The sequence below is a fragment of the Pseudomonas sp. NPDC088429 genome (assembly GCF_044753305.1).
Taxonomy (GTDB): Bacteria; Pseudomonadota; Gammaproteobacteria; order Pseudomonadales; family Pseudomonadaceae; genus Aquipseudomonas; species Aquipseudomonas rustica.
Map to the genome: position 1 here is coordinate 1 of NZ_JBIVMX010000044.1, position 14,158 is coordinate 14,158.

At 59.9% G+C, this 14,158-nt stretch carries 10 protein-coding genes; all 10 read left to right on the forward strand.

The annotated features are described in order from the left end of the window. Positions 1–418 precede the first annotated feature (418 nt). The 10 genes from ACIP66_RS19755 (at position 419) to ACIP66_RS19800 (ending at position 14,064) form a co-directional block, all read left to right on the forward strand. Positions 419–1,822, forward strand: a complete 1,404-nt coding sequence (locus ACIP66_RS19755) for a polynucleotide adenylyltransferase PcnB (RefSeq protein WP_053123896.1) — start codon at positions 419–421, stop codon at positions 1,820–1,822. Between the two features lie 4 nt (positions 1,823–1,826). Continuing rightward, the gene (folK, locus tag ACIP66_RS19760) at positions 1,827–2,312 is read left to right on the forward strand and encodes a 2-amino-4-hydroxy-6-hydroxymethyldihydropteridine diphosphokinase (RefSeq protein WP_400650182.1); all 486 of its coding nucleotides are present in this window, start codon (positions 1,827–1,829) and stop codon (positions 2,310–2,312) included. A 399-nt stretch (positions 2,313–2,711) separates the two neighbouring features. Further along, complete coding sequence (gene panB / locus ACIP66_RS19765; RefSeq protein ID WP_053123900.1) at positions 2,712–3,512, forward strand: 3-methyl-2-oxobutanoate hydroxymethyltransferase; 801 nt, start codon at positions 2,712–2,714, stop codon at positions 3,510–3,512. Then, positions 3,509–4,369 carry a pantoate--beta-alanine ligase gene (panC, locus tag ACIP66_RS19770; protein WP_400650185.1) on the forward strand — a complete coding sequence of 287 codons (861 nt, stop codon included), beginning with the start codon at positions 3,509–3,511 and terminating at the stop codon, positions 4,367–4,369. Before panB ends, panC begins: the two co-directional genes overlap by 4 nt. Before the next feature lie 374 nt (positions 4,370–4,743). Further along, positions 4,744–6,408: a glucose-6-phosphate isomerase gene (gene pgi, locus ACIP66_RS19775; protein WP_053123903.1), complete on the forward strand. Its 1,665-nt coding sequence runs from the start codon at positions 4,744–4,746 to the stop codon at positions 6,406–6,408. Between the two features lie 230 nt (positions 6,409–6,638). Then, a complete protein-coding gene (acs, locus tag ACIP66_RS19780; protein WP_400650188.1) occupies positions 6,639–8,576 on the forward strand; it encodes an acetate--CoA ligase in 1,938 nt (645 codons plus the stop codon). Between the two features lie 51 nt (positions 8,577–8,627). Continuing rightward, complete coding sequence (locus tag ACIP66_RS19785) at positions 8,628–9,497, forward strand: oxygenase MpaB family protein (protein WP_053123908.1); 870 nt, start codon at positions 8,628–8,630, stop codon at positions 9,495–9,497. Between the two features lie 103 nt (positions 9,498–9,600). Next, entirely contained in the window at positions 9,601–10,617 is a 1,017-nt protein-coding gene (locus ACIP66_RS19790; protein WP_400650191.1) for a class I SAM-dependent rRNA methyltransferase, read from the forward strand. A gap of 199 nt (positions 10,618–10,816) precedes the next feature. Further along, complete coding sequence (locus tag ACIP66_RS19795; RefSeq protein WP_400650194.1) at positions 10,817–13,768, forward strand: DUF748 domain-containing protein; 2,952 nt, start codon at positions 10,817–10,819, stop codon at positions 13,766–13,768. Then, positions 13,768–14,064 (forward strand): DUF2845 domain-containing protein, encoded by a 297-nt coding sequence (locus ACIP66_RS19800; RefSeq protein ID WP_159815142.1) that lies wholly within the window; start codon positions 13,768–13,770, stop codon positions 14,062–14,064. The genes ACIP66_RS19795 and ACIP66_RS19800 overlap by 1 nt, the downstream gene beginning before the upstream one ends. Positions 14,065–14,158 lie beyond the last annotated feature (94 nt).

Genomic DNA, 14,158 nt, shown 5'->3' on the forward strand with positions numbered 1-14,158 from the left:
TTGGGGCTTGCCCCACGACCAGGCCGAGAACAACAAAAACTGACCTAAGACAGAGCCTGTACTGGTTGGATCGTAAGATCACTGCAATTCAGCGACCAAAGCAATCCGTTTGCTCTTGGCTCCCGATTGGGAGGGTCACGAAGGAAAAGCTTCGTGGCGAGGGCACTCAACAAAAACAAGAAGCCCGAATCAATAATAAAAAGAGCACGCAACTACTTCTTGGGGAGCTTCGGCTCCCCTTGTAGTTTCTCCCTCCCGGCAAAATCCCCTGTTTTTAACGCGCGCGATGCCTGTAGCCTGCGGCTTGCAGCTCAAATCGGCCGTGTCCTACACCATCCCCCGACTAAATGCTAGAATCTGCGCCCATCATGCGGTCATTCTTTGGTATGGCCGAACATTCCTTCAAACAGTGCATCCCATGCTGAAGAAGTTGTTCCAGTCATTCCGAACTCCCGTGCGTCGTACGCAACACATCCGTAGCACCCCTGAAGTGCTCAACAGCGGTCAACACTCGCTGCAGAAAACGCAGTTCAGCCGCTATGCGGTGAATATTGTCGAACGCCTGCAAGGTGCCGGTTACCAGGCTTATCTGGTCGGTGGTTGCGTGCGTGACATGCTGCTGGGCATCACGCCCAAGGATTTCGACGTCGCCACCAGCGCCACGCCCGAGCAAGTCCGCGCCGAATTCCGCAACGCGCGGATCATTGGCCGTCGCTTCAAACTGGTGCATATCCATTTCGGTCGCGAAATCATCGAAGTCGCGACCTTCCGCGCCAATCACCCGGTCAACGAAGACGACGAGGACAGCAATCAGTCCTCGCGTAACGAAAGCGGGCGGATTCTGCGCGACAACGTTTACGGCACCCTGGAAGAAGACGCGCAACGCCGCGACTTCACCATCAACGCCCTGTATTACGATCCGGTCAGCGAGCGCATTCTCGATTACGCCAACGGCGTACACGACATCCGCAATCACTTGATCCGTCTGATCGGCGATCCGAAGCAGCGTTATCAGGAAGACCCGGTGCGCATGCTGCGGGCCGTGCGTTTCGCCGCCAAGCTCAACTTCGGCATCGAGAAGCACACCGTGCAGCCGATCCGCGAGCTGGCGCCGATGCTGCGCGAGATCCCGTCGGCGCGTCTGTTCGAAGAAGTGCTCAAGCTGTTCCTTTCGGGACACGGCGCGATCACCTTCGAAATGCTGGTCGATCTGCAACTGTTCGCCCCGCTGTTCCCGGCCAGTGCCGATGCACTGGAACACAACCCGGAATACACCCACACGCTGATCAGCGAAGCGCTGACCAACACCGACCTGCGCATCAAGCAGAACAAACCGGTGACCCCGGCGTTCCTGTTTGCCGCGCTGCTGTGGCCAGCCTTGCCGGCCCGCGTGTTGCGCTTGCAAGAACGTGGCATGCCGCCAATCCCTGCGATGCAGGAAGGCGCCCACGAGCTGATCGCCGAACAGTGCCAGCGCATCGCGATTCCAAAGCGTTTCACCATGCCGATCCGCGAGATCTGGGACATGCAGGAACGCTTGCCACGCCGCAGCGGCAAACGCGCCGACCTGTTGCTGGACAATCCGCGTTTCCGCGCCGGTTACGACTTCCTGCTGTTGCGTGAAAGCGCCGGCGAAGAGACTGACGGCCTCGGCGAATGGTGGACGGATTATCAGGACGCCAACGAAAGCGAACGTCGCGACATGATTCGCGACCTCAGCGGCAAAGGTGATGACGCCAGCGGCGCACCACGCAAACGTCGCCGCAGCGGCGGTTCCAAGCGCAAACGCGCCGGCGCCCCGAGCGCTTCGACCGGCGAGTAAAAGCATGGCACGCATCTACATCGGCATGGGCAGCAACCTCGCTGACCCCGCCGAACAATTGCGCAGCGCCGTCGAGGCGCTGGGGCAATTGCCGCAAACCCTGGTCGCTGGCGTTTCTGCCTTTTATCAAAGCGATTCATTGCTGCCGGGCCAACCGCGATATACCAACGCGGTTGCAGCGCTCGACAGCTTGCTCTCCCCGATTCAGTTGCTCGATGCCTTGCAAGCGATCGAGAATGATCAGGGCCGCGAACGTCTGGAACGCTGGGGCCCGCGTACGCTGGATCTGGATATTCTGCTGTTCGGTGATCGCTTGATCGACGAGCCACGCCTGAAAGTCCCGCATTACCAGATTCAGGAACGCGCGTTCGTGCTGTATCCGCTCGCCGAACTGGCGCCGGCGGATCTCCATCTGCCCGATGGCCGCACCTTGGCCGACCTGCTCGCCGCCTGCCCGTTCATCGGCCTGGAACGCCTGCCCCACCCCTGACACAACTCTCCCTGTAGGAGCTGTCGAGTGAAACGAGGCTGCGATCTTTTGATCTTCAAAAGCAAGATCAAAAGATCGCAGCGTTCCGCAGCTCCTACAGGGAATAGCCTTCTATATTCAGATTTATTGTCGGACAAAAATTCCTCGAATCAGGCCTGCCGCGCCGCTGAATCGCATCAGTAACGCCGGTAACACTCGCCTCGTAACAATGCGGTAACACACGCAATTGACTTCCTCGGTTCTCCTCACGACTATAGGCGTCCCGCTGCCGCCAACCCGGCACATACGGGCGCAATCCAGGCCTTATAAGCACGACAAAAGAGCGTGCGCCTGAGTAAATGAAGAATCACGCGCGTTACTCGCAGTAGTTTCCAGAGCGCCTGAACGAGGATTTTTTACATGCCAGCCATCACCCTGACCACGCTCCAGAGCCTCAAGCAGAAAGGTGAAAAGATCACCATGCTGACCTGCTATGACGCGACCTTCGCCCACGCCTGCAACGAGGCCGGTGTCGAAGTGCTGCTGGTGGGCGACTCCCTCGGCATGGTCCTGCAAGGTCACGACAGCACCTTGCCGGTGACCACTGCAGAAATGGCCTACCACACCGCGTGCGTCAAACGCGGTAACACCGACGCCCTGATCCTGGCTGACTTGCCGTTCATGGCCAACGCCACCCTCGAACAAACCATGATGAACAGCGCCATGCTGATGCAGGCCGGTGCGCACATGGTCAAGGTCGAAGGTCAGCTTTGGCTGGCGGAGTCGATTCGTCTGCTCGCCGAACGCGGTGTGCCGGTGTGCGCGCACATGGGCCTGACCCCGCAAGCGGTGAACATCCTTGGTGGCTATAAAGTGCAGGGCCGCAACGAAAACCAGGCGCGGCAGATGCGTGCCGATGCGATCTCGCTGGAGCAGGCTGGCGCGTCCATGCTGCTGCTCGAATGCGTGCCAAGCGAACTGGCTGCGGAAATCACCCAAGCGGTGAAGATTCCGGTTATCGGCATCGGCGCCGGTTCGGATACCGACGGTCAGGTGCTGGTGCTGCACGACATGCTCGGTCTGTCGATCACCGGCCGCGTACCGAAATTCGTCAAAAACTTCATGCACGACCAGGACAACATCCAGTCCGCATTGAAGGCTTACGTTAGCGAAGTCAAAGCTGCCACGTTCCCTGGCATCGAACACGGATTCTCTGCATGAACACCGTAAAAACCGTACGCGAACTGCGCGCCGCCGTCGCCCGCGCACGCAGTGAAGGCAAGCGCATCGGCTTCGTGCCGACCATGGGCAACCTGCACAGCGGCCACGTCGCCCTGGTGACCAAAGCCACGCAACGCGTGGACTTCGTGGTCGCGAGCATTTTCGTCAACCCGCTGCAATTCGGCGCCGGCGAAGACCTCGACAAGTACCCGCGCACCCTGGCGGCGGATCAGGAAAAACTGCTTGAAGCCGGTTGCTCCCTGCTGTTCGCGCCGACCGTTGAGGAAATGTACCCCGACGGCATGGCCGGACAGACCCGGGTCAGCGTGCCGCAACTGTCCGAAGGCCTGTGCGGCGCCAGCCGTCCGGGACACTTTGAAGGTGTGGCGACGGTGGTCAGCAAGCTGTTCAACATGGTGCAGCCGGATCTGGCGATTTTCGGTCAGAAGGACTTCCAGCAACTGGCGGTGATCCGCGCGCTGGTGCATGACCTGAACATGCCGATCCAGATCATCGGCGAACCGACCGTACGCGCTGCGGACGGTCTGGCGCTGTCGTCGCGCAACGGCTTCCTTAATGAAGAACAACGCGCGGTAGCCCCTGTGGTGTATCGCACGCTGAGCACTATTGCCGAGTCGATCAAGCAAGGCGAGCGTGATTTCCCGGCGCTGATCAGTGCCCAGCTGCAACAGCTGGAAGCGGCGGGCCTGCGTCCGGATTACCTGGAAATCCGCCATGCGCTGACGTTGCGTCCGGCGACGACTGAAGACCGTGATCTGGTGATTCTGCTGGCCGCGTTCCTCGGTACTACGCGATTGATCGACAACCTGCACCTGAATCTCGACGCCCCGGTTTAACAGCAAAATCAAAAGATCGCAGCCTGCGGCAGCTCCTACATAACCCGGTGGGAGCTGCCGAAGGCTGCGATCTTTTGCGTTGTATTGCCGCCCCCAGAGCCTTCGGGCACACTGCCCGCCGTTCGATTCCAACCCGGGAGGTTCAGCTTGCCCGACCTCGCCCTCCCCTCCGTTTGTCGGCCACTCCCTGTATTAAATGTTAAAAAAGTACAGGGATCAGGTCAGAAGAAGTCAAGACAGATCGCAGCGCGAGGTTTACTGTATTCGCCCTGCGTCGATAAATCGTGTAGACGCAGTTGACCGCGCACCCAAACATGGCGCGCCGGTCTGATCCGTGTTCAGAAGCCGTTCAAGTAAAAAGGAAAACCGCAGCGATGGCGTATTACCTCACTCCTCAAGACGTTACCGCTCTGCCCGCCTGGCAAGCGTTGAAAGATCACCGCCAAGCCATGCAGGATTTCAGCATGCGCGAGGCCTTCAACGCCGATCCGCAGCGCTTCAATCAGTTCACCCTCAGCAGCTGCGGCCTGTTTCTCGATTATTCGAAGAATTTGATCAACGCCGAGACCCGCAATCTGCTCGTGGGTCTGGCCAATGAAGTCGATCTGAAGGGCGCGATCAAAGCGCTGTTCGAAGGCGAAATCGTCAACACCTCCGAAGGCCGCCCGGCGCTGCACACCGCCCTGCGCCGCCCGGTGGGCGACAAGCTGTCGGTCAACGGCGTCAACGTGATGCCGGAAGTCCACAAAGTACTGAACCAGATCACCGACCTCGTGGGCCGCATCCACGACGGTCTGTGGCGCGGTTACACCGAGAAGCCGATCACTGACGTGGTCAACATCGGCATCGGTGGCTCGTTCCTCGGCCCTGAGCTGGTCTCCGAAGCACTGCTGTCGTACGCGCAGAAAGGCGTACGTTGCCACTATCTGGCGAACATTGACGGCAGCGAATTCCACGAGCTGACGCAGAAACTGCGCGCCGAGACCACGCTGTTCATCGTTTCGTCGAAATCCTTCAACACCCTCGAAACCCTGAAGAACGCTCAGGCCGCACGTGCCTGGTATCTGGCGCAGGGCGGTTCGGAAGCCGAGCTGTATCGCCACTTCATCGCCGTCTCGAGCAACAACGCCGCGGCTGTGGCGTTCGGTATTCGTGAAGAAAACATCTTCCCGATGTGGGACTGGGTTGGCGGTCGTTACTCGCTGTGGTCGGCGATCGGTTTGCCGATTGCGCTGGCGATCGGCATGTCCAACTTCAAGGAATTGCTGTCCGGTGCCTACACCATGGATCAGCATTTCCAGACTGCGCCATTCGAGCAGAACATGCCGGTGCTGTTGGGCTTGCTGGGTGTGTGGTACGGCAACTTCTGGGGCGCGCAAAGCCACGCGATCCTGCCGTACGACCACTACCTGCGCAACATCACCAAGCACTTGCAACAACTGGACATGGAATCCAATGGCAAGAGCGTGCGTCAGGACGGCACCCCGGTGTCGACCGATACTGGCCCGGTGATCTGGGGCGGCGTCGGCTGCAACGGCCAGCACGCTTACCACCAGTTGCTGCACCAAGGTTCGCAACTGATCCCGGCCGACTTCATCGTGCCGATCGTCAGCTTCAACCCGGTCGCCGATCACCATCAATGGCTGTACGCGAACTGCCTGTCGCAGAGCCAGGCGCTGATGCTCGGCAAGACTTTGCCGGAAGCAGAAGCCGAGTTGCGCGAAAAAGGCATGAGCGAAGAGCAAGTGCACAAACTCGCACCGCACAAGGTGATCCCGGGCAACCGTCCGAGCAACACCCTCGTCGTTGAACGCATCAGCCCGCGTCGTCTCGGCGCATTGGTGGCGATGTATGAACACAAAGTGTTCGTGCAGAGCGTGGTCTGGGGCATCAATGCCTTCGATCAGTGGGGCGTGGAGTTGGGCAAGGAGTTGGGCAAAGGCGTTTACAACCGTCTGGTGGGCAGCGATGAAACCACCGCTGACGACCCGTCCACCCAAGGCCTGATCAACTACTTCCGCGGTCGTCACCGCGGGTGATAGGCTGAAGGGGCGGTTTGCCTGCCCCTACAGCTTGCAACATCGACAGTTCCACGGCACCGGGCTAATCGCAGAATCGGTGGCGTACACGATCCCTGTAGGAGCTGCCGAAGGCTGCGATCTTTTGATCTTGACCTTAAAAAACAAGATCAAAAGATCGCAGCCTTCGGCAGCTCCTACGAGGGTCGTACAGCTCCCCTCTTGTCGCACAACAAGAATAAGGAACCGTCATGTTCGATATCAGCACGTTCCCCAAAGCCGATGCCGTCCGCCGGGCTGCGCAATTGAGTCAGGATGACTATCGGCGCCTGTACCGCGAATCCATTGAACACCCCGACACCTTCTGGGCCGAGCAAGCCACGCGCTTCCTCGACTGGAGCACGCCGTGGCAAACCGTTCAGCGCTGTGACCTGAAAACCGGTGAAGCCGCCTGGTTTGCCGGGGGCCAACTGAACGTCAGCTACAACTGCATCGACCGCCATCTCGAACAAGGCGGCGATCAAACCGCCCTGCTCTGGGAAGGTGACGACCCCGCCGAATCGGCACAAATCACTTACAAAAAACTTCACCACCATGTCTGCCGCCTGGCCAACGTGCTGAAAAGCCGTGGCGTAAAAAAAGGCGACCGGGTGTGCATTTACATGCCGATGATCCCCGAAGCCGCTTACGCGATGCTCGCCTGCACGAGGATTGGCGCGGTGCATTCGGTGGTGTTTGGTGGCTTCTCCCCCGACTCCCTGCGTGACCGCATTCTCGATGCCGACTGCCGCACCGTGATCACCGCAGACGAAGGTGTGCGCGGTGGCAAGTTTGTGCCGCTGAAGCAGAACGTCGACAAAGCCCTGCAAAGTTGCCCGGACGTCAGCACCGTCGTGGTGGTTGAACGCTCTCAAGGCAAGGTCGACTGGGTCGAAGGTCGCGACCTCTGGTATCACCAGGCCGTGCGCGACGTCAGCGACGATTGTCCGCCGGAACCGATGGACGCCGAAGATCCGCTGTTCATCCTCTACACCTCCGGCAGCACCGGCAAACCCAAAGGCGTGCTGCACACCACCGGTGGCTACTTGCTGCAAGCGGCGATGACCTTCAAATACGTGCTCGATTACCGTGACGGCGAAGTGTTCTGGTGCACCGCCGACGTCGGCTGGGTGACCGGCCACAGCTACATCGTCTACGGCCCGTTGGCTAACGGTGCGACCACATTGATGTTCGAAGGCGTGCCGAGCTATCCGAGCAGTTCACGTTTCTGGCAGGTGATCGATAAACACAAGGTCAACATTTTCTACACCGCGCCCACCGCCCTGCGCGCATTGATGCGCGAAGGTGCCGAACCGTTGCAGGAAACGTCGCGCGCCAGCCTCAGATTACTCGGCAGCGTCGGTGAGCCGATTAACCCGGAAGCGTGGGAATGGTATTTCAACGTGGTCGGCGAACAGCGCTGCCCGATTGTCGATACCTGGTGGCAGACCGAAACCGGCGGCATCATGCTCAGCCCGTTGGTCAGTGCGCTGCGGATCAAACCGGGCTGCGCCACACAGCCGATGTTCGGCGTGCAACCGGTGTTGCTCGACGAGCAAGGCAAGGAAATCCAAGGCGCCGGCAGCGGCGTGCTGGCGATCAAATCGAGTTGGCCGGCGCAGATTCGCAGCGTCTATGGCGACCCGCAACGGATGGTCGACACCTATTTCAAACCCTACCCCGGCTATTACTTCACCGGCGATGGCGCACGACGCGATGAGGACGGCGATTACTGGATCACCGGCCGCATCGATGACGTGATCAATGTGTCCGGCCACCGCATTGGCACCGCTGAAGTGGAAAGTGCCTTGGTGTTGCACGACAGCATCGCCGAGGCCGCCGTGGTCGGTTATCCGCACGACGTCAAAGGTCAGGGCATCTATGCCTTCGTCACGCCCATGAACGGCACTGAACCCAACGATGAACTGAAGAAAGAATTGCTCGCCCACGTCAGCAAGGAAATCGGCAGCTTCGCCAAACCGGATCTGATCCAGTGGGCGCCGGCCTTGCCGAAAACCCGCTCAGGCAAGATCATGCGCCGCATCCTGCGCAAGATCGCCTGCAACGAACTCGACAGCCTCGGCGACACTTCGACCCTGGCCGACCCGAGCGTGGTGCAAGGCCTGATCGACAAGCGCCTCAATCAGTAACACGTCGGGCGCGGTCAACCGGCCGCGCCCGCCCATCTTCACTGAGTGGTCATGGAATTCATCCGCAGTCGCATCGAAAACCAACTCATGAGCCTGACCGGGTTATCCCTCGGCCAGCTCGATCTGGAAAACCCCAAGGGCGATCCCGGCCTGTTCGGCCCCGACTCGGTCAGTTGGCAGGTGCACGGCGATTTCAGCAGCATGTTGATCGGCGGCATCAGCGCGTTGTTGCTGCAAGCCCTGCATCCGCTGGCGCTGGCCGGGGTTTGGGATCATTCGAATTTTCGTCAGGACATGCTTGGGCGCTTGCGGCGTACCAGCCAGTTTGTCTCCGGCACCACGTTTGGCTCGCGGCGGGATGCCGACTGGTTGATCGAGAAAGTCCGCACCATTCACCTGCAAGTGGTGGGCACCGCACCGGACGGCCGGCCTTATGCGGCCAGTGATCCGGACTTGCTGACGTGGGTGCATGTGGCCGAGGTCAGCAACTTTCTGGCGGCGCATTTGCGCTATCGCAATCCGCAATTGTCGCTGGCTGATCAGGATCGTTATTACGCCGAGATCGCCGTGGTCGCCGAACGCCTAGGCGCACGCGATGTGCCAAAGTCGCGGCAGGCCGTGGCCGATTATCTGCAACGCCTGCGCCCGCAATTGCTGTGCGATGAGCGCAGCCGCGAGGTTTTACGTTTGCTGCTGGCCGCACCGGCGCCGAGTGTTCTGGCGCGACCGTTTGGCGATCTGATGATGAAGGCGGGCATTGATCTTTTGCCGGACTGGGCCAGCGACATGCTCGAGGTGCGGCAGAGTTCGCTGCAACGCCAGTTGATTCGCGCCAGCGTCAAACGCAGCGCACCGATGCTGCGCTGGGCCATGCGCAATGGCTCGGTGCAACGAGCGAAACGCAGGATGGGGCTGAGCTGACGCTCAGAGCTGCAAGTTTTGAGCTTGAAGCTTGAAGCTTGGAGCTTGCAGCTCAGTAACTGTTAAACTCCCGCGCCCCAATTCTCTCCAGCAAGGCGCATGCATGTCTTCCTTGAATCAGGCGCTGCGCGCCGCCCTCGATCAACGCCAGGACTTGCTCGCTGTGCTGCACAGCCAGGGCACCGATTGCTATCGGCTGTTCCACGGCAGCCAGGAAGGCGCCGGCGGTCTGACCATCGACCGCTATGGCCCGCAACTGCTGGTGCAGAGTTTTCACCAGACGCTGGAGCGCGATGACCTGCTGCAACTGCACGCGATGGTCAATCAAACCCTGGGCCTGGAAACCCTGCTGGTCTACAACGACCGCTCCCGTGGCAACTCGCGCATCGACCGTGAAGACAGCGTCTACAAAGCCGAAGACGCCGCACTGGTTGATCTGGTCGGTCACGAATGGGGCCTCAATTACCGCGTGCGCGGACGTCACGCCGGGCAGGATCCGCTGCTGTTCCTCGACCTGCGCAACACGCGTGGCTGGGTCAAGGAGCACGCCAAAGGCAAATCCGTGCTCAACCTGTTCGCCTACACCTGCGGCGTCGGCCTCAGTGCCGCAGCCGGTGGCGCCCGTGAAGTGTGCAATCTGGATTTCGCCGAAGGTAACTTGGCGGTCGGTCGCGAAAACGGTCTGCTCAATCCACAGTTGCCGGAGATGGAATTCATTCAGTCGGATTATTTCCCGGCCATCCGCCAACTCGCCGGCCTGCCGATCAGCCAGCGTCGCGGGCAGAAACTGCCAAGCTACCAGCGCCTCGAACAGCGTCAGTACGATCTGGTACTGCTCGATCCGCCGGCCTGGGCCAAGAGCGCGTTCGGCACCGTTGACCTGCTGCGCGATTATCAAAGCCTGCTGAAACCCGCGCTGCTGACCACCGCCGACAACGGCGTACTCATTTGCTGCAACAATCTGGCGAAAGTCAGCATGGACGACTGGCGCGAACAAGTCCTGCGCTGCGCCGAAAAGGCCGGCCCCCCGGTGCGTGAGTGGAGCGTGATGACCCCGGGTGCAGACTTCCCGTCCATGGATCAGCAACCGCCACTGAAAACCCTGATCCTGCAGCTATAAGAAGATCCCTGTAGGAGCTGCCGAAGGCTGCGATCTTTTGATTTTGTCTTTTTTTAAAACAAGATCAAAAGATCGCAGCCTTCGGCAGCTCCTACACAGTCGTGCATATTTCCAGACAAATCTGAACAATCCTGACCCATGCGATGTACTTCGGAACCAGATTCGCGTGCCATACTCCAAGGCACTTCGATTCAGACAGATGAAGCCGCACATGACCAAAGGATTGATTCGCGCGATTGGCGCCTTGTTGACTGCGCTGGCCCTCTACAGCCTGCTGGGGTTTCTGATTTTGCCGGGCATTGCCCTGCGAGTGGCCAACCAGCAACTGGCCAATTACGCCACGGTGCCGGCGCATATCCAGCGCATCGAACTCAACCCGTTCAGCCTTGAGGTCACCTTGTGGGGCCTGGTTATTGGTGAACCGGGCAAAGAGCAGGTGGGCTTCGAACGCCTGTACGCCGACCTGCAAATCGACAGTCTGTGGACCAAAGCCCTGCATCTGGCGAACATCGAACTGGACAAGCCGAAGACCGAAATCCTCTTCGCCAAAGACGGCAAGCTCAATCTGCTTGGCCTGTTCAACGTGCCGGCCAGCGAACCGGTTCCGGCCGATCCCGACGCCAAACCGTTCCCGCTGCGCATCGACAACATCAAACTGGCCAGCGGCGTCGTGCACTTTCAGGACGTGCGTCCGAGCGAGCCGATCGAATTCCTTTACGACGACCTCAGCTTCGAACTGAAAAACCTCAGCACCCTGCCCGAAGACAGCGCCGACATGACCCTCGTCGCGATCGGCCCGGCCGGCGGACGAATCGACTGGAGCGGCAATTTCAGCCTGATCCCGTTCACCTCCGAAGGCACCCTGAAAGTCACCGACGGCAAGATGAAAGCCTTCTGGCCTTACGTGCGTGACTCGGTGCCTTTGGTACTCAACGACGGCGTGGTCAGCCTCAGCACCGAATACAAACTCAACCTGTCGAAAGAAACCGAACTGCTGCTGAACAACGTCAACGTCAGCATCGCGCCGTTCGCGATCAGCGCTCCGGATGGCCGCCCGCTGGCCAAGCTTGAGCGCCTCGACGTCAGCGACACCAGCATCGATCTGGCCAAGCAACACGTGGTGGTCGGCAAGATCCGCAGCCAGAAACTGGAAACCTGGGCCGCTCTCGAAGCTGACGGCCAGCTCGACTGGCAAAAACTGTTCGCCAGCCAACCGTCAAAACCCGCCGCCAAAGCCGCCGCCGAACCGGCCAGCACACCGGCCGCTGCCGATTCGCCGAAAGCTGAACCGACGGCGCCAAGCAAGCCATGGCAAGTGCTGCTCAAAGACGTGCAACTGCGCGACTACACCGTTCACCTCGCCGACCGTTCCGCCACGCCTGCGGTGGCGCTGGATATCACGCCGCTGAACATTGATCTGCAGGATTTCGACAGCCTCAACGGCTCGCCCTTCAAGGTCAAACTCGATAGCGGCGTCGGCAAATCAGGCAAGCTCAGCGCCGATGGCACGGTCAATCTGGCGCCGGTCAACGCCCAGCTCAATGTGAAAACCCAGGACATCGACCTGCGTGTCGCACAGTCCTACATCAACCCGTTTATTCGTCTGGAACTGCGCAGCGGCATGCTCGGCAGTGACCTCAAGGTCAACCTCAAGAGCACCGAGCCGCTGGCCCTCAGCGTGACCGGCCGCGCGCAGATCGATCAACTGCACACCCTCGACACCCTGAAAACCCGCGACTTCCTCAAGTGGCAGCAAGTGGTGGTCGAAGGCCTGAATTATCAGCACGGCGACAGCCTGTCGATCGACAAGGTCAACCTGTTCCAGCCGTACGCGCGCTTCATGATCAACGATGATCGCACCACCAACATCGACGATCTGCTGATCCCGCAACCGGCCGACAGTGGCGCGAAATCCACTGCGGCGAAACCGGCCAGCAAGGACAAGCCGCTGGGCATCCATATCGGCGGCATTGCGATCAATGACGGCTCGGCCAACTTCGCCGACTTCAGCCTGACGCCTAATTTCGCCACTGCGATCCAACAACTGAACGGTCAGATCGGCACCATCGACAGCCGTCAGGCGAAACCGGCCAGCGTCGACATCAAGGGCAAGGTCGACCGCTATGCACCGGTGACCATCAAGGGCGCGGTCAATCCCTTCGACCCGATGGCCAGCCTCGACATCGCCACCAGTTTCAAACGCGTCGAGCTGACCACGCTGACGCCGTATTCCGGCAAGTTCGCCGGTTACCGGATCCGCAAGGGCCGACTCAATCTCGACCTGCATTACTTGATCACCAAAGGCCAACTGAAAGCCGAGAACAAAGTGGTGGTCGAACAATTGCAGCTCGGTGAGAAGGTCGACAGCCCGGATGCCGTGAGCCTGCCGCTGAAACTGGCGATCGCGCTGCTCAAGGACGTCGACGGCAAAATCTCCATCGAATTGCCGGTGACCGGCGACCTCAACAACCCGCAATTCAGCGTGATGCCGATTGTCTGGCAGACCCTGCGCAACCTGATCGTCAAAGCCGCAGCGGCGCCGTTCAAGCTGATTGGCGGTTTGGTCAGCGGTGGCGGTTCCGAAGACCTTGGCACCGTGTCGTTCGCGCCGGGCTCCAGTGAGTTGAGCAAAGACGCCGAAGGCGCGCTGGTGAAACTGTCGCAAGCGCTGAAAGAACGCCCTGCCCTGCGTCTGGAAATCGAAGGCACCGCCGCGCAAAGCAGCGATGGCCCGCTGATCGCCGAACAGCGTCTGGAACGTGAATATCAGTACAACTACTACAAAATGCTCCAGCGCCGTGGCGATAAAGTCCCGGCTCAAGCATCTTTGATCGAAGTGCCGGAAGGCGAAAAAGGCCCGCTGCTCGAAGGCATTTATCGCACCCGTCTGAAAACCCAGCCGCCGGCTGAGTGGAAGGATCTGGGCAAGGAAGAACGCACGGCGAAAATGCGCGAAGGCGTGATCAAGTTCTGGAGTGGCAGCGACGTGTTGCTGCGTCAGTTGGGTCAGGATCGCGCCAGCAGCATCAAGGATTATCTGGTCGACAAAGGCCAACTGGCCGATGACCGCGTGTACTTCATCGACGCCAATCTCGGTCAGGCTGAAAGCGATGGTCGGGTGATCACACCGCTGCATCTGGACGCCGAATAATGACAGGCAAGTGGCTGGCGGCGATCGCCTTGACGCTGGCTGCCAGCCACGTCTGGGCGTCGGATACGTTGCGCTGCGGCAGCCAGTTGGTCAGCCTCGGCGACCGCGCCAGCGAAGTGCTGCAGAAGTGCGGCGAACCGGTTGGTCGCGATCCGCTGGGTTACAAGCGCAGCGCCAATCGGCGTGAAGAGTTTCAGGTCGAGGAATGGACGTACGGGCCGAACAACGGCATGTACCAATACCTGCGCTTTGAAGGCAACCGCCTGCGGCAGATCACCAGCAAACGCGGTAACTAAAACACATCAAAAGATCGCAGCCTTCGGCAGCTCCTACAGGGAAATGCATTCCAAAGTAGGAGCTGCCGAAGGCTGCGATCTTTTTTTGCGCCTG